The organism is Salmonella sp. SAL04214, assembly GCF_046550615.1.
Lineage (GTDB): Bacteria > Pseudomonadota > Gammaproteobacteria > Enterobacterales > Enterobacteriaceae > Salmonella > Salmonella enterica.
The window spans coordinates 39568-64665 of record NZ_JBGDXT010000005.1 but is presented as its reverse complement, the minus strand read 5'-3'; the positions used below and the strand labels follow the sequence as shown (position 1 = coordinate 64665).

Sequence of the window (25098 nt, the reverse complement as noted above, 5' to 3'; positions counted from 1 at the left end):
GTTCTGTTTATCCGATGATATAAGGTAAATTGCTGAACAGAGTACGCACGTAATCCAGCAGCAGGTTGAGCATCCACGGGCCGGCAACGATAATTGCGATGAATACCGCGACGATTTTAGGGATAAACGACAGCGTCATTTCATTAATCTGAGTCGCGGCCTGCAAGATGCTGATAATGAGGCCGGTAATCAGCGCGACGAGTAACAGCGGCGCAGCCAGGGCGAGAGCGACTTTCATCGCCTCGGTGCCCATCATCATGACGGATTCAGGAGTCATTTTGCGCCTCTAACTGTAAAAGCTTTGGGCCAGCGACCCCACAAGCAATTGCCAACCATCGACCAGCACAAACAGCATCAGCTTAAACGGTAGGGCGATTGTCGCTGGCGGCACCATCATCATCCCTAACGCCATCAATACGCTGGCGATCACCAGGTCGATAATCAAAAAAGGGATGAAAATCGTAAAACCGATCTGAAATGCCGTCTTTAATTCGCTGGTGACATAAGCGGGCAGGAGGATACGCATCGGTACTGCTTCCGGTCCCTGTAACGGACCGCTATTGGCCAGACGGGCAAACAGCGCCAGATCGGCTTCGCGGGTTTGGCGCAGCATGAACGCGCGTAACGGTTGCGCGCCTTTATCCAGCGCTTCCTGCATAGAAATTTTCTGCTCGCTAAACGGCTGGTAAGCGTCCACGTAAATCTTGTCAATGACGGGCGACATAATAAAAAAGGTCAAAAACAACGCCAGTCCGAGTAACACCTGGTTTGGCGGTGCCGAGGGCGTGCCCAGCGCGTTACGCAACAGGCCAAAAACAATGATGATACGCGTGAAGCTCGTCATCATCAGTAAAATCGCCGGCAGAAACGTCAGCGAGGTGATGAAAACCAGCGTCTGGACGGATAATGACCAGCTTTGGCCTCCGCCCGCTAATGGTTGGCTGATAAGCCCCGGCAGTTGCGCAGCAGCGGCGGGACTAAAAAGCCACAGACCCGCCAGAGAAAGGAATAACAAACGGCGCATCAGGATCTCCCGGAACGCTTGAGTAAGTTCTTCATCATGTTCTGGAAATCCGCCGGTGGGGCAACGGGTGCTTCCGTGTCATTCTCCGCGGGCGGGAGGGTGTGCAGCAGGTTGATCTGCGAGGCGGTCACGCCCAGTACCAGACGCGCATTTTCGACCTCGACAATCACCACGCGTTCGCGCGGGCCAAGCGAGGCGCTGGCTGACACCTTGAGTCCCCGGACGCTATTTCCTTTTGGTACGAATCCCATACGCTTAATCACCCAGGCCGCCGCCAGAATGAGCGCAATAATGCCAATTAATGCGCCGCTCACCTGCATGAGCGGCGATCCGGCTGGCGCGGTGGGCTGAGAAACCGTGGCTTCTGTCTTCATCATTAACGACTCAAACGACGCATACGCTCGGATGGCGTAATAATATCGGTGATACGTACGCCGTATTTATCCGCCACGACGACCACTTCACCCTGGGCAATCAGGTAGCCATTAATCAGGATATCCAGCGGCTCGCCCGCCAGCCCGTCCAGCGCGACGACCGACCCCTGCGTCAGACGCAACAGTTCTTTAATGGTCATTCGCGTGCGGCCCAGCTCTACGGTCAGTTTGACCGGGATATCCATAATCAGATCGATATCCTGCATAGCACCGCTGACATCGCCGCCGCCAAGCTGTTGGAAAACCGCGTCGGCGGCGCTTTTATTGGTGGTCGCTTTTTGCTCGTTTAACGCGTCAGCCCACAGATCATCCAATGCGCCAGTATTCTCATCGGACGGATTATTCATGTCACTCATTTGGGCTGTTCCTCATTCAGCGAATTCAAAATTGGGTTGATCAAATGTTCTACGCGTAGCGCATACTGTCCGTTTACGGTGCCATATTGGCTGGTGAGTACCGGAACGCCGTCCACATGAGCAATAATGCGGTCGGGTTTTTCAATCGGCAGTACATCGCCGGGTTTCAGCTTCAAAATCTGGGAAAGACGTAACGGAATATCGGCAAAATTGGCCACCAGCTCCAGTTCAGAGTGCTGAACCTGGCGTACCAGGTTATCACGCCAGTTCTGATCTTCATGGCGCGAGTTTTCCAGCGGCGGATTCACCAACAGCTCACGCAGCGGCTCGATCATGCTAAATGGCAGACAGATGTTAAATTCACCGGTCAGATTGCCGATCTCCACATGAAACGGCGTATTGACGACGATATCGTTCGGCGAGGTAGTGATATTGGTAAATTTCACCTGCATTTCGGAACGCACATACTCCACTTCCAGCGGATTAATGGCTTTCCATGCGTCGCTATAGCCTTCCAGCGCCAGTTTCAGCATACGGTTGATGACACGCTGTTCCGTATGGGTAAACTCGCGGCCCTCGACTTTGGTCGGAAAACGGCCGTCGCCGCCGAACAGGTTATCGACGGCAATAAACACCAGACTCGGCGAGAACACCACCAGCCCGGTGCCGCGTAGCGGCTTCAGGTGGATCAGGTTCAGGTTGGTCGGTACCGGCAGGTTACGCGCAAATTCGTGATACGGCTGAATACGTATGGCGCCCACGGTAATATCCGGGCTGCGGCGCAGCAGGTTAAATAATCCCATCCGGAACTGGCGTGCGAAACGCTCGTTAATAATCTCCAGCGCCTGCAAGCGTTCACGCACGACGCGACGCTGGGTATTGGGATCGTAAGGGCGAATATCGCTATCGCTTGCGATACCGGGAGTGGGTTCGTCTTTGGTGTCGCTGTCGCCGTTCAACAGCGCATCGATTTCAGCCTGAGAAAGAATACTATCGCCCATATCGTTACCGCAGAATAAAAGCTGTATAAAGCACGTCAGTGACGACCTGTTTTGGTTGTCCGGCAACGAGCGGCGCGGCCAGCGTCTCTTTAATGGCGGCAATCAGTTTTTGTTTGCCAGCTTCTGTTGAGAGCTCGGCGGCATTCTGACGGGAAAACAACAACAGCAGACGGCTGCGCACTTCCGGCAGATATTCATTTAATCGCGCGCGCGTCGCTTCGTCTTTCAGACGCAGGGTCACGCCGATATACAACACGCGATCCGCATCGCCCAAATTGACGGTAAACGTATCCAGCGCAAAAAATACCGGCGCGGGCGGCGGAGCCGGTTCCGCTTTAGCGTTCGTGGTCGGTTGCTGCTGCATACGCCAGTAGCTATAACCGGCGGTCGCGCAGGCGGCGAGGGTAATCAACACCAGCAAAGGTATCCAAATCGAGCGTTTGCTCTTTTTGTTAATCGCGGAGTCAGTCATCTGATACGGGCTTCCTGTTTCGGTACTGCTTATTGGCTGATTATCCCGTGTCCTGTCCACGACAAAGCGTGGAAAAGACGCGGATAATCATGCTACCTCTGGCGTTAGGCGAAGATATCCACTGCGCCATTGCCGCGCGCGGCGGCCTGAAGCGAGGCCGGCGCCGCTAACGCTATGTCATCTTCAGCGCCAAACGCGTCCGGGTGTTGGGCGCGGGCAGACTGTTGTTGCGATGAAGACTGCTGCTGTCCGGCAAAGCTTTCGCTACTGATACTGCTTTGTCCCAACTGAATGCCGCTTTCCGCCAACTGAGTGCGCAACATGGGCAGGGCGGCTTCCAGCGCGGCGCGGACATGGCTGTGCGGCGATACCATCTGGAGCTGCGCCTGATTGTCATCCAGCTTGAGCGAAATATGCACCTGACCTAACTCTTCCGGATGCAATCGAAGCTGCGCGCTTTGCTGTCCCTGACGCGTAAATAACATGACCTGCTGACTGAACGTTTGCTGCCATTCATTGCTGCCTAACGGCGCGCTGAGTACCGGGGCTGAGGCGACAGGTAGCGGTTGCGGTTGCGCCGTGGCGCTGCTGAGCGTTGGCATTGCCGCGCCATGCGTTACTGGCGCGGGCGGGCTATCCACCTCCACTTTCGCGCTGGTCGCGGCGGCAGCGACCACCAGCGGCGTCAGTGCTGGACCCGTGGCGCGATCGTCGCTGGCGCGCGCAAGCGACGCCTCGGTTTTCCCTTTTTCATGCTCGCTAAAAGAGAGCGTATGTGTCTCTTCCTGCGGCGCCGATGGCATGTCGCCGCGCAACAGTGACGGCAAGGCGATGTGATTTTCAGCCGGCGTCTCTCCGGCGACAGGCGTCGCGACAGGTTGTCCGGGCAGCATGGCGAATAAGGCGCTCAGACTGGCAAGATCCTCATCGCTCAGCGCGGGCGTTTTCTCATCATGCTGCGCCGTTTTACTCAATGCGGCCAGAGCGCTGGTTTTCAACGATGGCGTTAGCGTAGACAGTAGATGCTGCGCTTGTGTCAGATCGGTAAGCGTTTCATCCGTCGCATTCGCTTTTTGCGCCAGCAGGTCGGCAAGCTTCACCGCCTGGCCCGGCTCGCCATGTTGGGTCAGTAGCTCTTTCGATAACTTGCCGCCTGCCGCCTGTAAATCGGCCAGCGTGATGCGGGCGTCTTTGCACTGTGCGCCGTCTGCGCCTAACGCGCCCGCCAGGAGCGCCAGAAAGTCCTCGGCTGAACCGGTGGTTTTTCCTGACGTCAGACCCGCGGTCATGTCGGTATCGGTGGTGATCAGTTGGGGCAGGGTGATCATTCGGGTTTCCTCATTGCTGCACGCTGAGCAAATTCATCCATCTTTTTCTGATCCATGCGGTTTTCAGCTAACAGCGCTGCCGCGGTTTGTCGGTCCTGTAAGGTTTGCCAGGCCTGAAGTCGCTGCTTTTTCTCACGCCAGCTCTTCAGCGCCAGGTCGACTTTTTGCGTCCACTGCGTAAGCTGGAGGCGATGCTGCTCTATCGCCTTTTCCAGTGTCTGAATAAACTGCTGATAGTTGATCCAGCGATTACTGGCGATGCCGTTGCCCATATCGGTGTTCAAATTACTGCGATACTCATTCTGATAATCGATCAGCATTTTGAGCTGTTCTTCCGCCTGTTGGCAGCCGCGACGCATTTCGCCCAGTAAACGCGCCGCATCATCTACCTCTTTTTCGGCCAGATCTTTGAGTGTTTCCAGAGCGCCATGTTGTGCCATGATCGTCGCCCTCCTGCTTTATCACACCGTCGGGAAAATTAAATCGAGCGCCTGAAGAGAGTCCTCCCAGTCGGCCCGTTCAAAAATGCCTTGCTGTAAAAACGCTTCCAGTTGCGGCCATAAGGTAATGGCTTTATCGAGCATCGGATCGCTGCCTTTGGCATAGGCGCCGACGCTGACCAGATCGCGGTTACGCTGGAAACTGGAAAGCAACTGTTTAAATAGTCGTACCCGCGCATAGTGCTGCTCGGTAATGAGCGCGGTCATTGCCCGGCTGATTGACGCCTCGATATCAATGGCCGGGTAGTGCCCGGCTTCCGCCAGGCGGCGGGACAAGACAATGTGCCCGTCGAGGATTGCGCGTGCCGAGTCGGCAATGGGATCTTGTTGGTCGTCCCCCTCGGTCAACACGGTATAAAACGCGGTGATAGAGCCGCCGCCGTGGATGCCATTACCGGCACGTTCGACCAGCGCCGGCAGCTTTGCGAACACCGAGGGCGGATAACCTTTGGTGGCTGGCGGTTCGCCGATTGCCAGCGCAATTTCACGCTGTGCCATCGCATAGCGCGTCAGCGAATCCATAATCAGCAACACATGCTGTCCGCGATCGCGAAAGTCTTCGGCGATGCGGGTGGCATAGGCGGCGCCCTGCATTCGCAGCAGTGGCGAAACATCCGCCGGGGCGGCGATCACCACCGAACGCGCGCGGCCGTCGGGGCCGAGAATATTTTCGATAAAATCTTTAACTTCGCGGCCACGTTCGCCGATAAGTCCCACGACAATCACGTCCGCCCGCGTGTAGCGCGCCATCATGCCAAGCAGAACCGACTTACCGACGCCGGAACCGGCAAAGAGTCCCATACGCTGACCGCGCCCTACGGTTAACAACGCGTTGATAGCGCGTACGCCGGTATCCAGCACATGTTCGATTGGCGTTCGCTGTAGCGGGTTAAACGGCGGCGTGATTAACGCGCCGGTTTCCAGCGTATCCGGCGCAGGCAGTCCGTCGAGCGGTTTACCGCCGCCATCCAGCACCCGACCAAGCAGGGCCGGGCCGAGCGGTAACTGTTTGCCGCTTTGCAGACCGTCGCCATGCCCGTTACGGGCGTAAACGCGGGCACCGGGCAGAATGCCTTCGACCTCTTCCAGCGGCATTAAAAACAGACGCTGGCCGTTAAAACCGACGACTTCCGATTCCACCTCTTTGGTTTCAGGGCCGTCCTGGCGCTCAATAATGCAGGTGGCGCCCAGCGGAAGCTGGAGACCGGTGGCCTCCAGTACCAGGCCAGTGGCGCGAGTTAAACGTCCATAACGACGCACCGCCGGCAATAACGCCATTTTTGCTTCAAAGTTGTCGAGCGCGGTAAGCCAGCGGGTCAGACGCGTGGTCATCAGAGCACTCCCGGCGCCGCCAGGCGACACAACTCTTGCCAGCGAGTAGCGACGCTGGCGTCCAGATCGCCCTCATCGGCAGAGACTTTACACCCGCCGTGATGCAACGTTGGATCGCCGCGTAACCGCCATCCGTGAAGACTGAGCGTGGCGCCCAGCATCTCTTCCACCCGCTGTAAGTCGTCCGGATGCACGCGCAACTGCGGCTTGCCGCTAAAGAGCGGCTCTTGCTGCAACAGTTGTTGGATCTGTTTAATCAGCGCTGAGTTGTCTACCGCCGGCGTTTGGCCGATGACCTGACGCGCAGCCTCCAGGGCCATTTGCATCAGCCGTGAGGCGATAACGCTATCGAGCGCGTCAAGCGTGTTCTGAAACTCGCTCACTAACTGCTGCATACGGGCATGAATCGGCGCCTGCTGCGTCTGCGCCTGGGCTTGTCCTTGCTCCAGTCCCTGCGCTAACCCTTCCTGATATCCCTGCGCGTGTCCTTTTTGCCGTCCCTCCGCCAGCCCGGCGTTATAACCTTGTTCATGGGCCTGTATTTTTAGCTGCGCCAGCTCCTGCTCCAGCTGCTGTTCGGCAGTGAGTTCGGGCTCCGGCGTATCGTCTGTCAAGGTCACGTTATCAGCCTCAACCGGCACAAACGTCTCCGGCGGCGGGGCGAGATCGTCGGGGGTCCAGACTTGCCACGGCAGTTCATTAGACATAGGTATCCTCGCCGCTGCCAATCACCATTTCGCCGGTTTCCGCCAGACGACGCACAATAAGCAGAATCGCTTTCTGCTCGTTTTCCACCTGAGACAGACGAACCGGGCCACGGTTGGCAAGGTCGTCGCGCAGGATATCGGCGGCGCGCTGGGACATATTGCGCAGGAACTTCTCGCGTAATGGTGGTTCGGCGCCTTTCAGAGCGATCAGCAGCGATTCGGAATCCACTTCCTGCAACAGACGCTGGATACTGCGATCGTCCACATCCACCAGATTTTCGAACAGGAACATCTCGTCGATGATTTTCTGCGCCAGTTCGCCGTCGAATTCGCGCACAGCGGTAATAACCGCTTCTTCCTGCTGCGTTTTCATCAGGTTGATAATTTCCGCCGCGGTTCTTACGCCGCCCATTTTGCTGCGTTTCAGGTTCTGACCGTCGAGCAGGCCATTCAGCACTTCGGTCAACTCCGCCAGCGCCGCCGGCTGTACGCCGCCAAATGTCGCGATACGCAGCATCACATCATGACGCAGACGCTCGTCAAACAGCGCCAGAATATCGGCGGCCTGACTGCGTTTGAGGTGGACCAGAATGGTGGCGATAATCTGCGGGTGCTCGTCGCGAATCAGGTCGGCGGCACTCTGCGGTTCCATAAAGTTGAGCGTTTCGATACCGCTGGTGGTATCGCGCGTTTCCAGAATATCTTCCAGCAGGCTGGAGGCGCGTTCTTCGCCCAGCGCTTTAACCAGTACGGAGCGCAGGTATTCGTTGGCGTTAATATTCAGCGCGGCGAACTGCTCCGCTTCTTGCTCAAACTCTGATAGTACGTCCGTCAGTTGTTTGTTGGAGATCTGACGCACGTTAGCCATCGCTGTACTTAGCGCCTGCACTTCGCGGGTGGAGAGGTGCTTAAACACCTCTGCCGCCCGGTCTTCGCCAATGGTCATCAACAAAATGACGCTTTTATCGGTACCGCTAAGATTACTCATGATCGTTACTCATCCACTGGCGAATGACCAGCGCCACCACGCGCGGATCGTTGTCTGACATTTCGCGAATACGCTGGCTCATCACCTCAGCGCCCAGACGCTGATTAGCCCGGCGTTGCTGGAGCTGCTCGTCTTTGCTAAGGCGTACTTCCACGGCTTCTTCGGTTTCCTGGCGAACCTGCGCCTGTTCCTGCGCCGCTTTCGCTTCTTCAACACGGCGCGTCAACTGCGGACGTACCGCTTTGCGCCACAGAATCCAGGCCACCACCAGCACCAGCAACCAGCGACCTGCCGCGAGCAACTGATCGATAAAGGACTGCTGTTGCCAGAAGGGCAGTTCGCCGCCGGTGTCATCCACTGCGCTAAACGGTGAATTCACCACGTTTAGCGTATCGCCGCGTTTATCAGAAAAACCCATCGCTTCACGGGTTAGATCCTCGATCTGTTTCATCTGATCGGCGGTCAATGGCAGCGGTTTGCCATCTGCCAGCGTTTTGTAATTCACCACGACGGCCACGGAGAGACGCTCAATATCGCCCACATTCATTTTGGTGTGACGAATGGTGCGGTCCACTTCATAGTTACTGGTTTCATTACGCTGTGTACTGCGCGGGCCAGCACTGTTACTGTTGGTACTGGTGCTGGTTTGTGGCGTATTCTGCGCGTTTTGTTGATTGGTCGGCGGCGTGGCGATCGGCGCCTCGTTAGGCGGCGCTGGTTGGTTCGACAGCGCGCCAGGCACGCCGCCGGGATAGCCCGCGCCTACCTGTTCGCTAATATTCAACTGACGTGAACGCAGGGTGGCCTTCGACGCATCGCCGTTCGGGCTGTAGTGCTCTTCCGTCTGCTCTTTATTGGCAAAATCCAACTGGGCGGTTACCTGAGCGTGAACATTACCGTTCCCGACGATAGGCGACAGAATGGCTTCGATACGGCGTTGGATACGGCTTTCCACATCATTAGCAAATTTTAATTGCGCGTCATTAAGGTCGCGACCGCTGGTATTGGATTGCGTGAGCAGATGACCGGATTGATCGACCAGAGTGACGTTTCCTGGCGGCAAACCGGCGACAGCGCTGGAAACCAGATGTACCACGGCGCTAATTTGTCCTTCATCCAGTGCCCGTCCCGGTTCAAGTGTGACGGTGACGGAAGCAGAAGGGGATTTTTGTTCCCGCACAAATAGCGACGGCTTTGGCATCGCCAGGTGAACGCGGGCGCTTTTTACCGGACCCAGCGTCTCGATCGTCCGGGCCAGTTCACCTTCCAGCGCGCGCTGATAATTCACCTGCTCGCTGAACTGGCTGATACCGAATTTTTCCTGATCAAGCAGTTCAAAGCCTACCGCGCCGCCTTTAGGCAGTCCCTGCTGCGCCAGACGCAGACGCAGTTCATGCACTTTGTCGGCGGGCACTTCAATCGCGCCGCTGCCATTGGCAAAGCGATAGGGGATATTCATCTGGGTCAACTGCGCGACGATCGCGCCGCCGTCCTGATCGGAAAGGTTGCTAAATAGCGTGCGGTAATCGGGCGTTTTGGCCCACAGCACCATCGCAACGACGATCGCCACGGCAGCGGAACCCGCCACAATTAACGGAATTCGGGGATTCGCGCGTAGGCGATTAAGCCACTCGAGAGGTTTAGGTTGGGTTGCAGTCGATGCAGTCGCACTCATCTCGCACCTCGTGACTGATCGTGGACGGCGTTTTTTGCAAAGTGGAACAAGACTCACTCCCGGGTCAGCAAACTCGAAAAATTGACGGTCTCATTATTTGTGGTTTCGAATTTTTCTATGCGCTAAAAACCGAGGTTTTTTATCGTTATTTAACGCCTTTATCTTATTGACAAACTGGTAATCTCTGCTGCGTAAAAAATCATCCAGGGGAATAGCATGGCAGCAATACAGGGGATTGAAGGGGTTATTAGCCAGTTACAGGCGACGGCGATGGCCGCAAGCGGGCAAGAAACACACTCGCAGTCGACGGTGAGTTTTGCCGGCCAGCTACATGCTGCGCTGGATCGTATTAGCGACAGACAAACGGCGGCGCGCGTTCAGGCGGAAAAATTCACTCTGGGTGAGCCGGGCATTGCGCTTAATGACGTGATGGCCGATATGCAAAAAGCGTCCGTCTCCATGCAAATGGGGATTCAGGTGCGCAACAAGCTGGTCGCCGCGTATCAGGAAGTCATGTCCATGCAGGTTTAAGCCTTGGGCTGACAACACATCCGCAGCGAACTCCCGGGCGCTTACCTAAGTCAGCGGCGGGGGACGCGACGCCCATGCAACCAGTGCGTGATTATGTGGGCTTGTTTTTTGCGAGGCGCGCTCATTTTATTGATAAGCGGGTTGCACATTGTTGCAGGGACTTATTAAAAATAGGGTACGCCTGTTTACTGACGCCATTCATTCCTACTATTCGTTCTGACGCTATTGTCATTGAGTTTGCAATCCAGAATGTTCCTGCAATATATGCGCCGTTGCGATAATACACGGTAAATTCTTTATTAATGCCTGGAATATCTGTTTCATGGAGATCCAGTATATACCCATACGGGGACAGATTATCAGCGAGACAGCGGGCAATGACGCTCGGATGTGCATTGACCACTGTGACGGGTGAGTAACGGGCAGCGGCAAGACAGACGACTCCAATAATGGAGATGAAAATAATTTTTATCATTTTTTTGGCTTCTGCTGTGCATAAATAAATGATCACCTGATAATGTCAGTGAGTAAAAATATAAATACCTGATAGTCTTTTATGACGTAGAGGGAAAATAATAATTATTTTATGTTTTGATTAAAATAACCCTGGGTTTTTCATCGGCTCAGACAAAATTAAAACGGTATACGTTATATAATAGATTTATGCCACGGCGCACAAGACGACCTTGTCTGATTTCTTTTATGCGTTGTAGATTTTTGCCGGTTATGCCGTAAAAAGGTCTCCCGCCGTAACGTACAGCGGGAGTATGCGCTTATTTTTGAATCAGATAACGAATTGTTGGGCCATCCTGTTGGATATCCAGCACCGTATAGCCGTGATTGCGCGCATCCAGTGGAATATTATTAATGGACTGCGGACAGTCGCTCACCACTTCCAGGATCTCACCTTTTTTTAGCTGCGGCATCGCTTCCAGAGTGGCGACCGCCGGGTACGGGCAAGGTTCGCCAACCATATCCAGACGGTAATCAGGGACGATATTTTTCATACAGATTCCTTAGCAGGCGTCAGCCCCGCACGGCGGAAAAAACGTTTTTCCCAGCCGATAATTAACATCAGCGCGGCAAATAATAACAGGTAGGTGACCAGCAGCCCCCCCAGCGGACCAAAGGTATTCAGCAGGTTAACTTTATCCCAACTGGTCGCCAGCGCGGGCGCGAAATCATCCCAGTAGTAAGCCAGGATGGTCGAACCGATGACATTGCCGAGGCCCACCCACCAGTAATGCACCTGGCCTTCTACGGCGCGGTACATCCAGCCGGTTTCGCAGCCGCCCGCCAGCACGATGCCAAAACCGAACAGCAGTCCGCCAATGACCGCATTCGGGCCAGCCCACATAATTTTAGGTGCAACGCCCAACTGCACGTAGCTGAAAATACCAATGGCGCTGACCGCCATGCCGAAAATAATCGCTTTCGCCATATGGGCGCGTCCGGAGATCCACAGATCGCGAAAGGCCGAGGTAAAGCAGATTTGCGCGCGCTCGATCAGCAGCCCAAACCCGACGCCGAACAGCATCGCCAGCCCCAGTTTCGGCTGATGCATTGCCGTTAATAACGCCCAGCCAATCATGCCGATAAAGACCAGCATACCGAGCCTGAAACGCCGTCTTGCCTGATCCGGTTTCTGCGTCAGTGGCGAAGCCGCGGAGACCTTTTGCATTTTCACCGGTATGCGAAATATCGGCAGCAACGTAAAGCGGGCGCCGAACCAGGAACCGATAGCGGTCGCCAGCGCAAAGAACCACGCGTGTAGGGAGAACTGCGGGATCCCGGTAAAAAAGGCGGCCAGGTTACACCCCATCGCCAGACGCGCGCCGAAGCCAGCGATAATGCCTCCGGCCACCGCCTGTACGATACGGATTCGGCTGCGCGGCATACGCAGTTTTACGTTGTTGGCCCACAGCGCTGCGGCGAAACAGCCGCCGAACATGCCGAGGATCATCATGCCGTCGATACGCGTCAGCGGCGTACCTTCCAGATGAATCAGCTTGTAGTAGCCCCACTGTTCGGCATGAACGCCAAAAAGCTGCAAAATTTGCCCGCCCCAGCGGGTAAATTCGCCCGTCACGGCCCAGAACGTGCCGGTGATGCCAAAATAGTAGGTAGAGAGAATACCGGCTGCGATCACCGCAGGGGCCGGCGCCCAGAATTTAATTAACCAGGTTTGCTTGAAGTGTTGCCATGACATGTGTTTAGCCTCTGAACTCAGAAGGTGTGAAACAAGAAGTGCGCATACTACACCGATCACAGAATTTGCCTACACCTAATAAGCGGTAATACCGACTGGATCAAATTGCGGCCAGCGCCTGGAAAGGCTGGCGGCGTCAGGGCTTTAATGCCACAATTCCTCTTTCTTCTGATGCAGGATGAATGATGAAAAAAGTAGCGATCGTTGGCGCATTGCTGGTTCTGGCCGGATGCGCCGAGGTGGAAAACTATAATGATGTGGTGAAAACGCCCGCGCCGGCCGGTCTGGAAGGGTACTGGCAGTCAAAAGGCCCGCAACGTAAGCTGGTGAGCCCTGAAGCTATCGCCAGCCTGGTAGTGACTAAAGAAGGCGATACGCTGGACTGCCGCCAATGGCAGCGCGTTATTGCTCTGCCGGGCAAGCTGACCATGCTCTCCGATGACTTAACCAATGTTACGGTTAAGCGTGAGCTCTATGAAATTGAGCGCGACGGGAATACCCTGGAATATGATGGCATGACGCTGCAACGGGTCGCTCGTCCGACGCCGGAGTGCGCCGCCGCGTTAGAAAAAACGCCGCTGCCGACGCCGCTGCCGTAATTTCGCTTCCCGGCAGCGCTCTGCCGCCGGGAGCGCTCATCACACGTCCTCAATGACCCACACGCTGACGCTGCCTGCGTTGCAGAAGAACGTCGCTTCGCCTTGATCATTAGTTACAACATGCTCATTGCGGTTTCCCAGAAAATCACGCCAGGTCTTGTTAGCGTAATTGTCGCCGAGCAGGAGGGTTTTTTCACCGTCGTCGCCATTGGAAAGTACAACCACACAGCCTGGGTTCTCTTCAGTACCGCTGCGACTAAAGGCGATACAGTTAGGATGATCGAAAAAGAGAGTTTGTATACCGTGCGCAAAACGCTGACGAGCAAGGATCAGCCGATCCAGTTGGTTAATCACCGGCATGTCGACCCGACAGGTCTCGCCATTTTCGCCGCTATCCTCATAGCTGGCGCCGTATAAATCGGGATAAAACACTGACGGCACGCCGTTTTCACGAAGCAGGATCAGCGCATAGGCCAATGGTTTGAACCAGGGTTCTACCGGCGCTTCCAGCGCCTGTAACGGTTGTGTATCGTGGTTAGCGACCAGCGTCACCGCATGAAAAGGGTCGGCTTCTACCAGCGTGCCGGTGAAAATGTGGCGCATGTCATACTCCGCGCCCTGGCGCGAGGCCTCGTGAAATTTCATCTGCAACGGCGCGTCGAACAGCATGGTTTTCCCGTCGACCTGATCGATGTACGTTTGCAGTTTATCTACTTCATGCGACCAGTATTCTGCGACAATAAACAGCGGTTTTGGCGCAACCGCCTGTACATGCTCAATCCATTCTTTATAAAACCAGGCGGGTATATGTTTTACCGCGTCCAGGCGAAAGCCGTCACAGTGGGTTTGTTCCATGACCCAACGAGCCCAATATTTAATCTCCTCCGTAACCGCGTGATTGCGAAAATCGATATTTTCACCCATCAGATAGTCGAAATTACCCATCTCATCATCAACCTGATCGTTCCAGCCATCGCCGGTATAGTCATTGACGATCTTAAAAATGCCGTCTTCGTCGGGATTCTCGATGTGATCAATGCCGCTGAAACAGTGATAGTCCCAAATAAAGTTGGAATACTGGCCCGCGCGGGCAGGGAAGGTGTAGCGCGTCCAGCCTTCGCATTCAATGATGTTGTCATCGATTTGCGTGCGGTCATCCTGATTCACGCGCTGAACGCGAATACGTTCTTTTTCGTCTGCTCCCATTTTGTGGTTCACGACGACGTCGAGCAGCACCGCAATATTATTTTTTTTGAGCGCGTCTATCGCCGTCAGTAACTGGCGTTTATCGCCGTACTTTGTTGCGATAGTTCCTTTTTGGTCAAATTCGCCGAGGTCAAACAGGTCGTAGGTATCATAGCCTACGGAATAGCCGCCGGAGGCGCCTTTACAGGCGGGCGGTAGCCAGACCATATTGATACCGATATCATTCAGCCCATCAGCACGTTCCGCCAGCTCAGACCAGAGTTTTCCGCCGTCGGGATAATACCAGTGGAAGTACTGCAATAACGTGGGGTTTTTCATCTTCCGTGCTCCAGAAGTCGTTTAGCCGACCTCTGGAGTATGGAAGAATTTTCATACGAGACGGGAAAATATTATGAGGCGCCAGGCGCGTCTGGCACGAGTAACATACCGGAAAGACGCCCATAAGCGTTGTTGAGTGATTTTTGGCGGGTGGATTGTCCGATCAAACTACTGAGTTCATCCAGTCGCTGTTGCAGCAGCCCTTTCAGGAGCTGCTCATTATCCAGCGTTTGTTTGATGTATCCGGCGACCATATCCTGAATACTTCGCGTAATGCCCGGTGGAGTTTGCTTTTCCATCACCGTTTCAATACTTTGCAGATAGGAGACCTCTTGTTGCAGTAAGAGATCCCATTCACCTCGCTGCGCAAGTTCAAGCAGCGATTGACTGAGCAGCGCAATACGCTGCCAACGGTTGATAAACTCCACGGTTGAGGTCATTAACGAGACTCCTGGAAAGATGCTTTCGGTGAAATCTGCTTCCAGGCTTCTGCAATATTGCTGAGTAACCCTTCCACTTCTTCGATGGCCTGAGCGTCGTTACGCAAATTAGCCTGCAGTAAACGGCGAATCATATAGTCGTATAGCTCGGAAAGATTCGTCGCAATCTCACCGCCTTTTTCCTGATCGAGGCCGGCTTTCAGCCCGTTATCGATAATATTGATGGCTTTGCTTAACGCTTCACCTTTCGCGACAACATCGCCTTGTTCTAAAAACAGGCGAGCGCGCACCAGAGCGCTATTCGCGCCATCAAACAACATTTCAATCAACTGATGCGGGCTGGCGCTCATCACGGCGCTTTCCACGCTGACTTGCGCATAAGCTTTGATACCGCTCGCGGTGTACATGGTAACCTCTGTTATCAGGACTTGTTCATAGCATTAAATTGCTGGGTCAAATAAGTACTGGTGTTATTCAGCTTACTCATCATGGTATCCAGTTGGGTAAACTGGGCCTTGTAACGGGCAACGGTTTCATCGATGCTGTTGCTAACGGACAGGTACTGTTTTGTCAGGCTTTTCAGCGTGGCGTTAACGTTGTCCTGCGCATTATCAATAATGCCGTCATCCGCCAGATAACTTTTCACTTCGGTGGCAATTTTGGTGGTGATGCCCGTTTCTTTACCATCACCTACCAACAGCTCACGCGCTGCGGCTGTGTTATCTTTCAGTACTTTGGTCAGCTTATCATCATCAATCTTCAGTTTGCCGGAAGTCCCATCCTGAGTGATGCCAATTTCCGCCATTGTTTTGAACGCAGAATTACTGCCGCTATTGGCAAATTGTGCCCGAATCCCGGTCTGGATAGTACGAACCACACTATCGCCTAACAGCGCGCCGTTTTTATCGCTGGCTTCTTCGCCCGGCTCAACGGCGGTATATTTGGTTAACGAGCTAAAGGTATCCACCAGCGAGTTATAGGCATCCACCCAGGATTTAATCGCCTCTTTCGCCTTGGTATCATCTTTCGTTACCGTCACGGTCGCGTCGGTCACTTTCTTCGTCAGGGTGAGCGTAATTCCCTGAGGGGCGTCGGTTACGGTATTGCTCTGACGTTCAATGTCGATGCCGTTTACGTTCAGCTTCGCGTTTTCTGCTTTCACCAGCTCTTGCATATTGCCGGTATTGGTGGTGCTGTCATAAGCGAGTAAATCGTTAAGTTTTGTATCGCCTTCCACCGTGATCTTCATCGTATTGTCGGTACCGCTATTGGCGGTAAGCACCAACTGGAATTCGTTCTCTTTGACCTTAACGATGCTGGCGGCGATACCGCTGTCGGCGTCATTGATGGCGTCACGGATCGCCTCCATGGAGGTGTCGCCTTTATCCAGCTTAATTTCCAGCGGCTCTTTACGTCCCGGCTGTTCAATTTTAATTGTCCGGGACGTGACCGACGTATCGCCCAACTGCTCTTTGGTGGTCGCGAAGGTGGTTTTTGTCGCCAGCGACTGTGCGGCGGCAAGCTGGGTTACGTTAATCTTATAAGTCCCTGCGGCAGCGCCAGCGGTGGTACTGACTTTGAGATCCTCCGTCGTGCTGGACGCCACGGTAGACTTAAATAAATCCGCTTTATTTAACGCGGTATTTGCCGTCTGGAATTTTTCTAATGCGCTTTTCAATGTGCCATAGGCGGTTAGCTTTGCCGAATTCGCGCTCTGCTGTTTGGTAATTGGCGTTAAGCGTCCTTTTTCGTTCTTTGTCAGGTCTGTCAACAACTGGTCTAACGGTAAGTTTGATCCCACACCTAATGATGAAATTGAAGCCATGCCTTCTTCCTTTTTGATTGCAAACAGTAGTTAAGCGCGTTATCGGCAATCTGGAGGCAAAGTTTAATGATAATTTTGCAAAAATAATGCGCGGAATAATGATGCATAAAGCGGCTATTTCGCCGCCTAAGAAAAAGATCGGGGGAAGTGAAAAATTTTCTAAAGTTCGAAATTCAGGTGCCGATACAAGGGTTACGGTGAGAAACCGTGGGCAACAGCCCAATAACATCAAGTTGTAATTGATAAGGAAAAGATCATGGCACAAGTCATTAATACAAACAGCCTGTCGCTGTTGACCCAGAATAACCTGAACAAATCCCAGTCCGCTCTGGGCACCGCTATCGAGCGTCTGTCTTCCGGTCTGCGTATCAACAGCGCGAAAGACGATGCGGCAGGTCAGGCGATTGCTAACCGTTTCACCGCGAACATCAAAGGTCTGACTCAGGCTTCCCGTAACGCTAACGACGGTATCTCCATTGCGCAGACCACTGAAGGCGCGCTGAACGAAATCAACAACAACCTGCAGCGTGTGCGTGAACTGGCGGTTCAGTCTGCTAACAGCACCAACTCCCAGTCTGACCTCGACTCCATCCAGGCTGAAATCACCCAGCGCCTGAACGAAATCGACCGTGTATCCGGCCAGACTCAGTTCAACGGCGTGAAAGTCCTGGCGCAGGACAACACCCTGACCATCCAGGTTGGTGCCAACGACGGTGAAACTATCGATATCGATCTGAAGCAGATCAACTCTCAGACCCTGGGTCTGGATACGCTGAATGTGCAGAAAAAATATGATGTTGATAGCACTGGCGTTACTCAATCTCTTGATTTAAAAACTGCTGGAATTACTGGTGCTACATTAAAAGCTGGTATTACTGGTACAACGACAGAAACCGGTAGCGTTAAAGATGGTAAAGTCTACTATGATGCAGATAGCAAAAATTACTATGTAGAGGTTGATTTTACTGATACTACGGATAAAGCAGCGCATGCTGGTTTCTACAAAGCTGACGTCGATGCTGACGGTAATGTTTCTTTAGCAACTGGTGCGACTAAAGAAGCAAAACCAACGAATGCAGTTGAAGTTGAAAAAACTATTGATGAAAAACCGCTGAAAGCATCAAGTAGTGTTCAGGATGCCTTAAAAGCGAGTGGTATTGCTGATGCGGTTGCAGAAGCTGCGACGGTAGTGAAAATGTCGTACACTGATAAGAATGGTAAAACTATTGATGGTGGATACGGTATTAAAGTAGGTGATGACTACTATGCTGCAACTAAAGAAAAAGACGGCAGCTATAGTATTAATAGTACTTCTTATACCGATAAAGACGGCAACACTAAAACTGCACTAAACCAACTGGGTGGCGCAGACGGTAAAACTGAAGTTGTTTCTATCGACGGTAAAACCTACAATGCCAGCAAAGCCGCTGGTCACAACTTCAAAGCACAGCCTGATCTGGCGGAAGCGGCTGCTACAACTACCGAAAACCCGCTGCAGAAAATTGATGCTGCTTTGGCGCAGGTGGATGCGCTGCGTTCTGACCTGGGTGCGGTTCAGAACCGTTTCAACTCCGCTATCACCAACCTGGGCAATACCGTAAACAACCTGTCTTCTGCCCGTAGCCGTATCGAAGATTCCGACTACGCGACCGAAGTCTCCAACATGTCTCGCGCGCAGATTCTGCAGCAGGCTGGTACTTCCGTTCTGGCGCAGGCGAACCAGGTTCCGCAAAACGTCCTCTCTTTACTGCGTTAATCCGGCGATTGATTCACCGACACGTGGTACACAATCAAGGCAGCGAAAGCTGCCTTTTTTAATTCCGGAGCCTGTGTAATGAAAGAAATCACCGTCACTGAACCTGCCTTTGTCACCCACTTTTCCTGTTCTGGCTCGGCCTGCCGCGATCACTGTTGTAAGGGCTGGAAAATCACGCTGGATAAGACGACGGTCAAAAAGTATCTCGCCAGTAAAGACACGGCGATTCGTACCATCGCGCAAGACCATATTATCCTGCTGAAAAAGAACAACAGCCACTGGGGGGAAATTAAGCTGCCTTCGGCGCTGGGGAATTGCCCTTATCTGGATGAGGACCGTCTGTGCCGGGTGCAAAAAACGTTAGGCGCAAAGGCATTAAGTCATACCTGTTCCTCTTTCCCGCGGGCGCATCATACCTATAAAAATGAGGTGCGTAACTCTCTGAGTCTTGCCTGCCCGGAGGTGACGTCCCGCATTTTAAACGATCCTGACGCAATGGCACTCAGCGAAAAAACAATCATTCAGCAGACATTCAATACTGCGCCGTTATTCCCAGCGCAGCAAAAGTTACTCAATCTGTTTTGCCTGAGTCTGATCAACCATGCCAACAGCAGTACGGAAGCCGCGCTCTATGCGTTGATTAAATTCGTCATGTATGCACAGAAATTTGCCAAAATTGATGATGCCGCGCTGGGCGAACTGGAACAGGTGTATGCCGCGTTACTTGAACAGTTGCAGACCGGCGTGTTGGCGCAGGAGTTGATGAATATCGCGCCGGATAGCAAGGTAAAAACCTCGCTGGTATTGCAGATGCAGAACTATTTCCGCTCGCTCCCGCTTAATCGTGGCAGTGTTATCCTCGATCACTACATCCAGTGCCTTCTGCGGGTGCTGACGGCGGAAGAGGGCGTTTCAATGGAGCAGAAGGTTAGCGATATTGAGTCCTCATTAGCGCGCTGTTTACAGGCGGATGAGCAGCAGAAGAACTGGGCTTTCAGAAATTTAATTCTCTATAAAATTTGGGAAAATAATTTCCCCAACCAGCCGAATGTCGACCCGTTACGCGCGCTGTATATTATCGTGGCGGAATATGCGTTTATTAAGCTATTAACGGCAGCCAGCGTGCATGAGCGCGGGCGGCTTGAGTGGGATGACGTTACCAATATTGTGTATAGTTTTCACTCCCGCAGCCAGCATAACAGCGAGGTGGCGAAGAACTTTCATCGCCATATAGAAACGGTGCGTACTGGCGACGATCTGTCGATGATTCATCTTCTGACATAGTTTTATTCGGGGTGGGCGCTTGCGCATCCCGTTTGTCCTATCTGGCTGATTTTATTCTGCTCTTTTAGCCGCGAAAAAGGCGCTACAGGTTACATAAGTGAAATAACCCTTCTTTTATAGCCTTATTCCTTCGATAGAACCCTCTGTAGAAACGGATAATCATGCCGATAACTCATTTAACGCAGGGCTGTTTATCGTGAATTCACTGTATACCGCTGAAGGTGTAATGGATAAACACTCGCTGTGGCAGCGTTATGTACCGCTGGTGCGTCACGAAGCATTGCGCCTGCAGGTGCGATTGCCGGCGAGCGTGGAACTGGACGATCTGCTACAAGCGGGCGGCATCGGGTTATTAAATGCGGTCGACCGATATGACGCTTTGCAAGGAACGGCATTTACCACTTACGCAGTGCAGCGTATTCGTGGGGCGATGCTGGATGAATTACGCAGCCGCGATTGGGTGCCGCGTAGCGTCCGGCGTAATGCCCGCGAAGTGGCGCAGGCGATGGGACAACTGGAGCAGGAACTGGGGCGTAATGCGACGGAAACCGAAGTGGCGGAACGTCTTGGCATCCCTGTTGCGGAGTATCGTCAGATGTTGCTCGATACCAACAACAGCCAACTTTTCTCTTACGATGAGTGGCGGGAAGAGCATGGCGATAGCATCGAACTGGTGACTGAAGAACATCAACAGGAAAACCCGTTACATCAACTGCTGGAGGGCGACCTGCGACAGCGGGTAATGGATGCGATTGAATCGCTGCCGGAACGCGAGCAACTGGTGTTAACGCTGTATTACCAGGAAGAGCTCAATCTCAAAGAGATTGGCGCGGTACTGGAAGTTGGCGAATCGCGGGTCAGCCAGTTGCATAGTCAGGCCATCAAACGATTACGCACCAAACTGGGTAAGTTATAGGTCGCGCATGGTCGCACCCGAAAAGTGCCGCACAACGTATAGACTACCAGGAGTTCTCATGACGGTGCAGCAACCTAAAAGGCGGCCCTTGAGCCGCTATCTTAAAGACTTTAAACACAGCCAGACGCATTGCGCGCATTGTCACAAATTGCTCGACCGCATTACGCTGGTTCGCCGTGGCAAGATCGTTAATAAAATCGCTATTTCACAGCTGGATATGCTACTTGACGACGCTGCCTGGCAGCGGGAGCAGAAGGAGTGGGTGGCGCTGTGTCGCTTTTGCGGCGATTTGCACTGCAAAAAGCAGAGTGATTTTTTCGATATTATCGGTTTCAAACAGTATTTGTTTGAACAAACCGAGATGAGCCATGGCACGGTGCGGGAATATGTCGTGCGTTTACGACGTCTTGGCAACTACCTCAGCGAGCAAAACATTTCCCACGATCTGCTGCAGGACGGTTTTCTCGATGAAAGCCTGGCGCCATGGTTGCCGGAAACCAGCACCAATAATTACCGTATCGCACTACGTAAATACCAGCAATATAAAGCGCATCAGCAGATTGCGCCCAGACAGAAATCCCCCTTTACCGCCAGTTCTGATATATATTAAAAAAGCATAAGATGTAGCAGAGTCGTGTTGGTGAAACGTGGCAAACCTTCTACATTAGGCTGAGTCCCCCAAAGGTTCGCGAGACGTGACGATGCGCCATGGCGGGACACAGTCTATGGTCATTAACGGCAATATTCGGGGTTACTATGAAATTAGCACTGCTGGGACGTCAGGCACTGATGGGAGTAATGGCTGTAGCGCTGGTGGCGGGAATGAGCGCGAAGAGCTTTGCCGATGAGGGTTTGCTGAACAAAGTTAAAGAACGCGGCACGCTGCTGGTAGGGCTGGAAGGTACCTATCCGCCGTTTAGTTTTCAGGGCGAAGACGGCAAATTAACCGGTTTTGAAGTCGATTTCGCCGAGGCGTTGGCAAAACACCTGGGCGTTAAAGCGTCGTTGAAGCCGACCAAATGGGACGGAATACTGGCGTCGCTGGACGCTAAACGCATTGATGTGGTGATAAACCAGGTCACGATTTCAGACGTCCGCAAGAAAAAATATGATTTCTCTACGCCTTATACTGTCTCCGGCGTTCAGGCGCTGGTGAAAAAAGGCAATGAAGGCACGATCAAAACGGCGGCCGATCTGCAGGGCAAAAAAGTCGGCGTTGGGCTGGGGACTAACTATGAAGAGTGGCTACGTCAATATGTGCAGGGCGTGGATATCCGTACCTATGACGATGATCCTACAAAATATCAGGATCTGCGCGTAGGCCGTATTGACGCGATTTTAGTCGATCGTCTGGCGGCGCTGGATCTGGTGAAAAAAACCAAAGGTACGCTGGCCGTCACCGGTGATGCGTTTTCGCGTCAGGAGTCCGGCGTTGCGTTACGTAAAGGCAACGAAGACTTGCTGAAGGCGGTAGATAACGCCATTGCGGAAATGCAAAAAGATGGCACCTTAAAAGCCCTCTCTGAAAAATGGTTTGGCGCTGACGTGACCCAATAATGCTCTACGTTGCCCGGCAGGCAGTGCGCCGCCGGGCAATATCAACCTCATACTATGTCAGCAAACGGAGGCGCGTGAATCGGCGCCTTTTTTATTTCCGTTAGATCAACGTGCATAATAAAAAGAACACACCACAACGTTACCGGAGGCTCAATGCCACTACATCACTTAACGCGCTTCCCTCGCCTGGAGTTTATCGGCGCGCCGACCCCGCTCGAATACCTGCCGCGATTGTCTGATTATCTTGGCCGTGAGATTTACATTAAGCGCGATGATGTTACGCCCATTGCAATGGGCGGCAATAAACTGCGCAAGCTGGAGTTTTTGGTGGCCGACGCGCTGCGAGAAGGGGCGGATACGCTGATAACCGCAGGGGCGATTCAGTCAAACCATGTCCGTCAGACGGCGGCAGTCGCGGCCAAATTGGGGCTGCATTGCGTCGCCTTGCTGGAAAATCCAATCGGTACCACCGCGGAAAATTACCTGACGAATGGTAATCGCCTGTTACTGGATTTATTTAATACGCAAATTGAGATGTGCGATGCGCTAACCGATCCGGATGCGCAGCTGCAAACGCTGGCGACGCGCATTGAAGCGCAAGGGTTCAGGCCCTATGTGATTCCGGTCGGCGGCTCCAGCGCGCTGGGCGCAATGGGATACGTAGAGAGCGCCCTGGAAATCGCCCAGCAGTGTGAAGAGGTCGTCGGGCTCTCTTCGGTGGTGGTGGCCTCCGGCAGCGCCGGAACGCACGCCGGGTTAGCTGTCGGGCTGGAACATCTGATGCCGGATGTCGAACTGATTGGCGTGACCGTTTCACGTTCTGTCGCCGAGCAGAAACCCAAAGTGATTGCCTTGCAGCAGGCTATTGCCGGTCAGCTGGCGCTGACGGCGACGGCGGATATTCATTTATGGGATGACTATTTTGCCCCGGGTTACGGCGTGCCAAATGACGCGGGGATGGAGGCGGTGAAACTGCTGGCGAGCCTGGAGGGAGTGCTGCTGGATCCGGTATATACCGGTAAAGCGATGGCGGGTCTGATAGACGGCATCAGCCAGAGACGCTTTAACGATGACGGGCCGATTCTCTTTATTCACACCGGTGGGGCGCCTGCGCTGTTTGCCTACCATCCTCATGTATAACCTCCAGGTAATCAACGCGAATGCAAGAAAGTATCCAACTGGTTATTGAATCGCTGCCGTATTTGCTTAAAGGCGCCGTCTTTACCCTGCAACTGAGTATTGGCGGTATGTTTTTTGGTCTGCTGCTGGGATTTGTGCTGGCGCTGATGCGGATGTCTCCGCTATGGCCGGTTCGCTGGCTGGCGCGCTTTTATATCTCGATTTTTCGCGGTACGCCGCTTATCGCCCAGTTATTTATGATCTATTACGGCCTGCCGCAATTTGGTATTGAGCTGGACCCTATCCCGGCGGCGATGATTGGTTTATCGCTCAATACCGCGGCTTATACGTCCGAGACGCTGCGTGCGGCGATCTCGGCTATCGACAAGGGACAATGGGAAGCGGCGGCGAGCATTGGCATGACGCCGTGGCAAACGCTACGTCGCGCTATTTTGCCGCAGGCGGCTCGCGTCGCGCTTCCGCCGTTGAGCAACAGCTTTATCAGCCTGGTGAAAGATACGTCGCTCGCTGCGACGATTCAGGTGCCGGAGTTGTTCCGCCAGGCGCAGTTAATTACCTCGCGAACGCTGGAGGTGTTTACCATGTATCTGGCCGCGTCGTTAATCTACTGGGTAATGGCGACCGTCTTATCGGCACTGCAAAACTATTTTGAAAACCAGCTTAACCGCCAGGAGAGAGAGCCAAAATGAGTGCGATCGAAGTCACCAACCTGGTAAAAAAATTTCATGGTCAAACGGTGCTGCACGGTATCGACCTTGAGGTGAAGCCCGGAGAAGTCGTCGCCATTATCGGCCCGAGCGGCTCAGGGAAGACAACGTTATTACGCTGTATTAACCTGCTGGAACAACCGGAAGCGGGCACCATTAAAGTGGGCGATATTATCATCGATACCGCCCGCTCATTCAGCCAGCAAAAAGGGTTGATTCGCCAGCTACGCCAGCATGTCGGCTTTGTCTTTCAGAGTTTTAACCTGTTCCCGCATCGTACCGTGCTGGAAAATATCATTGAAGGTCCGGTGATTGTAAAGGGAGAGCCGAAAGCCGAGGCGACGGCGCTGGCGCGGGAACTGTTAGCCAAAGTCGGGTTGGCCGGTAAAGAGACCCGTTATCCGCGCCGCCTGTCGGGCGGGCAACAGCAGCGCGTGGCGATTGCACGCGCGCTGGCGATGCGCCCGGAAGTGATTCTGTTTGATGAGCCGACGTCGGCGCTTGATCCTGAATTAGTCGGCGAGGTGCTTAATACGATTCGCCAGCTGGCGCAGGAAAAGCGCACGATGGTGATCGTTACTCACGAAATGGGCTTTGCGCGTGACGTGGCTGACCGGGCGATATTTATGGATCAGGGGCAAATCGTTGAGCAGGGGCCGGCGAAAACCTTGTTCGCCGACCCTCAGCATCCGCGTACCCGCCAGTTCCTTGAGAAATTTTTAGTGAAATAATGCCTTTTCAACGCTCGCCCGAATTAGCCGTGCCTCGGGCGAGCGCAATGAATAATTATGAA

At 53.5% G+C, this 25098-nt stretch carries 29 protein-coding genes; 10 read left to right on the top strand and 19 right to left on the bottom strand.

The genetic code is table 11. The features are described 5' to 3' along the window. Positions 1–7: 7 nt before the first annotated feature. The 12 genes from fliQ to fliF all read right to left on the bottom strand — a co-directional run bounded on the left by fliQ (position 8) and on the right by fliF (position 9817). The gene (fliQ, locus tag ACLJQD_RS10425) at positions 8–277 is read right to left on the bottom strand and encodes a flagellar biosynthesis protein FliQ (RefSeq protein WP_000187355.1); all 270 of its coding nucleotides are present in this window, start codon (positions 275–277) and stop codon (positions 8–10) included. 9 nt (positions 278–286) lie between these two features. Then, entirely contained in the window at positions 287–1024 is a 738-nt protein-coding gene (gene fliP / locus ACLJQD_RS10420; RefSeq protein WP_001253411.1) for a flagellar type III secretion system pore protein FliP, read from the bottom strand. After that, positions 1024–1401, bottom strand: coding sequence for a flagellar biosynthetic protein FliO (fliO, locus tag ACLJQD_RS10415; RefSeq protein ID WP_000978280.1), 378 nt, complete (start codon positions 1399–1401; stop codon positions 1024–1026). Before fliO ends, fliP begins: the two co-directional genes overlap by 1 nt. Continuing rightward, positions 1401–1814, bottom strand: coding sequence for a flagellar motor switch protein FliN (gene fliN / locus ACLJQD_RS10410; protein ID WP_001282111.1), 414 nt, complete (start codon positions 1812–1814; stop codon positions 1401–1403). The genes fliO and fliN overlap by 1 nt, the downstream gene beginning before the upstream one ends. Beyond that, positions 1811–2815 (bottom strand): flagellar motor switch protein FliM, encoded by a 1005-nt coding sequence (gene fliM / locus ACLJQD_RS10405; RefSeq protein ID WP_000502811.1) that lies wholly within the window; start codon positions 2813–2815, stop codon positions 1811–1813. The genes fliN and fliM overlap by 4 nt, the downstream gene beginning before the upstream one ends. Positions 2816–2819: 4 nt before the next feature. Beyond that, positions 2820–3287, bottom strand: coding sequence for a flagellar basal body-associated protein FliL (fliL, locus tag ACLJQD_RS10400; protein ID WP_000132169.1), 468 nt, complete (start codon positions 3285–3287; stop codon positions 2820–2822). A gap of 104 nt (positions 3288–3391) precedes the next feature. Further along, positions 3392–4615 (bottom strand): flagellar hook length control protein FliK, encoded by a 1224-nt coding sequence (gene fliK / locus ACLJQD_RS10395; protein WP_017441841.1) that lies wholly within the window; start codon positions 4613–4615, stop codon positions 3392–3394. Then, entirely contained in the window at positions 4612–5055 is a 444-nt protein-coding gene (gene fliJ, locus ACLJQD_RS10390; RefSeq protein ID WP_000046981.1) for a flagellar export protein FliJ, read from the bottom strand. Before fliJ ends, fliK begins: the two co-directional genes overlap by 4 nt. Positions 5056–5076: 21 nt before the next feature. After that, complete coding sequence (fliI, locus tag ACLJQD_RS10385; protein WP_000213257.1) at positions 5077–6447, bottom strand: flagellar protein export ATPase FliI; 1371 nt, start codon at positions 6445–6447, stop codon at positions 5077–5079. Next, positions 6447–7154, bottom strand: coding sequence for a flagellar assembly protein FliH (gene fliH, locus ACLJQD_RS10380; protein WP_000064158.1), 708 nt, complete (start codon positions 7152–7154; stop codon positions 6447–6449). Before fliH ends, fliI begins: the two co-directional genes overlap by 1 nt. Next, entirely contained in the window at positions 7147–8142 is a 996-nt protein-coding gene (gene fliG / locus ACLJQD_RS10375) for a flagellar motor switch protein FliG (protein ID WP_000067735.1), read from the bottom strand. The genes fliH and fliG overlap by 8 nt, the downstream gene beginning before the upstream one ends. After that, positions 8135–9817 (bottom strand): flagellar basal-body MS-ring/collar protein FliF, encoded by a 1683-nt coding sequence (fliF, locus tag ACLJQD_RS10370; protein ID WP_001276833.1) that lies wholly within the window; start codon positions 9815–9817, stop codon positions 8135–8137. The genes fliG and fliF overlap by 8 nt, the downstream gene beginning before the upstream one ends. 216 nt (positions 9818–10033) lie before the next feature. Between fliF and fliE the strand changes: the two genes are divergently transcribed. Beyond that, the gene (gene fliE, locus ACLJQD_RS10365; RefSeq protein WP_000719042.1) at positions 10034–10348 is read left to right on the top strand and encodes a flagellar hook-basal body complex protein FliE; all 315 of its coding nucleotides are present in this window, start codon (positions 10034–10036) and stop codon (positions 10346–10348) included. A gap of 121 nt (positions 10349–10469) precedes the next feature. Here the strand turns inward: fliE and ACLJQD_RS10360 are convergent, their stop codons facing one another. The 3 genes from ACLJQD_RS10360 to yedE all read right to left on the bottom strand — a co-directional run bounded on the left by ACLJQD_RS10360 (position 10470) and on the right by yedE (position 12557). Further along, positions 10470–10856, bottom strand: coding sequence for a hypothetical protein (locus ACLJQD_RS10360; RefSeq protein ID WP_077905751.1), 387 nt, complete (start codon positions 10854–10856; stop codon positions 10470–10472). Positions 10857–11121: 265 nt separating this feature from the next. Beyond that, positions 11122–11355, bottom strand: coding sequence for a sulfurtransferase-like selenium metabolism protein YedF (gene yedF / locus ACLJQD_RS10355; RefSeq protein ID WP_000790504.1), 234 nt, complete (start codon positions 11353–11355; stop codon positions 11122–11124). Next, on the bottom strand, positions 11352–12557 hold the full coding sequence (gene yedE / locus ACLJQD_RS10350; RefSeq protein ID WP_001662379.1) for a selenium metabolism membrane protein YedE/FdhT: 1206 nt from the start codon (positions 12555–12557) through the stop codon (positions 11352–11354). Before yedE ends, yedF begins: the two co-directional genes overlap by 4 nt. A gap of 185 nt (positions 12558–12742) precedes the next feature. Between yedE and yedD the strand changes: the two genes are divergently transcribed. Then, the gene (gene yedD / locus ACLJQD_RS10345) at positions 12743–13156 is read left to right on the top strand and encodes a lipoprotein YedD (RefSeq protein ID WP_000754694.1); all 414 of its coding nucleotides are present in this window, start codon (positions 12743–12745) and stop codon (positions 13154–13156) included. A gap of 39 nt (positions 13157–13195) precedes the next feature. On the opposite strand, the gene amyA is transcribed toward yedD, so the two are convergent. The 4 genes from amyA to fliD form a co-directional block, all read right to left on the bottom strand. Next, a complete protein-coding gene (gene amyA / locus ACLJQD_RS10340; protein ID WP_017441842.1) occupies positions 13196–14680 on the bottom strand; it encodes an alpha-amylase in 1485 nt (494 codons plus the stop codon). Positions 14681–14751: 71 nt separating this feature from the next. Beyond that, the gene (fliT, locus tag ACLJQD_RS10335; RefSeq protein ID WP_000204899.1) at positions 14752–15120 is read right to left on the bottom strand and encodes a flagella biosynthesis regulatory protein FliT; all 369 of its coding nucleotides are present in this window, start codon (positions 15118–15120) and stop codon (positions 14752–14754) included. Next, the gene (gene fliS / locus ACLJQD_RS10330) at positions 15120–15527 is read right to left on the bottom strand and encodes a flagellar export chaperone FliS (protein WP_000287764.1); all 408 of its coding nucleotides are present in this window, start codon (positions 15525–15527) and stop codon (positions 15120–15122) included. The genes fliT and fliS overlap by 1 nt, the downstream gene beginning before the upstream one ends. 14 nt (positions 15528–15541) lie before the next feature. Continuing rightward, positions 15542–16945, bottom strand: coding sequence for a flagellar filament capping protein FliD (fliD, locus tag ACLJQD_RS10325; protein WP_017441843.1), 1404 nt, complete (start codon positions 16943–16945; stop codon positions 15542–15544). Between the two features lie 256 nt (positions 16946–17201). Between fliD and ACLJQD_RS10320 the strand changes: the two genes are divergently transcribed. The 8 genes from ACLJQD_RS10320 (at position 17202) to tcyN (ending at position 25036) form a co-directional block, all read left to right on the top strand. Next, positions 17202–18701, top strand: a complete 1500-nt coding sequence (locus ACLJQD_RS10320; RefSeq protein ID WP_000079802.1) for a FliC/FljB family flagellin — start codon at positions 17202–17204, stop codon at positions 18699–18701. A 78-nt stretch (positions 18702–18779) separates the two neighbouring features. Then, complete coding sequence (gene fliB, locus ACLJQD_RS10315; protein WP_017441844.1) at positions 18780–19985, top strand: flagellin lysine-N-methylase; 1206 nt, start codon at positions 18780–18782, stop codon at positions 19983–19985. 196 nt (positions 19986–20181) lie between these two features. After that, entirely contained in the window at positions 20182–20901 is a 720-nt protein-coding gene (locus ACLJQD_RS10310) for an RNA polymerase sigma factor FliA (RefSeq protein ID WP_001087453.1), read from the top strand. A gap of 58 nt (positions 20902–20959) precedes the next feature. After that, positions 20960–21511, top strand: a complete 552-nt coding sequence (fliZ, locus tag ACLJQD_RS10305) for a flagella biosynthesis regulatory protein FliZ (protein ID WP_000218080.1) — start codon at positions 20960–20962, stop codon at positions 21509–21511. Positions 21512–21657: 146 nt separating this feature from the next. Beyond that, positions 21658–22458 (top strand): cystine ABC transporter substrate-binding protein, encoded by an 801-nt coding sequence (gene tcyJ / locus ACLJQD_RS10300; protein ID WP_017441845.1) that lies wholly within the window; start codon positions 21658–21660, stop codon positions 22456–22458. Between the two features lie 153 nt (positions 22459–22611). Beyond that, the gene (dcyD, locus tag ACLJQD_RS10295) at positions 22612–23598 is read left to right on the top strand and encodes a D-cysteine desulfhydrase (RefSeq protein ID WP_017441846.1); all 987 of its coding nucleotides are present in this window, start codon (positions 22612–22614) and stop codon (positions 23596–23598) included. A 20-nt stretch (positions 23599–23618) separates the two neighbouring features. After that, positions 23619–24287, top strand: coding sequence for a cystine ABC transporter permease (gene tcyL, locus ACLJQD_RS10290; protein ID WP_001158238.1), 669 nt, complete (start codon positions 23619–23621; stop codon positions 24285–24287). Beyond that, complete coding sequence (gene tcyN / locus ACLJQD_RS10285; protein ID WP_001273043.1) at positions 24284–25036, top strand: L-cystine ABC transporter ATP-binding protein TcyN; 753 nt, start codon at positions 24284–24286, stop codon at positions 25034–25036. The genes tcyL and tcyN overlap by 4 nt, the downstream gene beginning before the upstream one ends. Positions 25037–25098 lie beyond the last annotated feature (62 nt).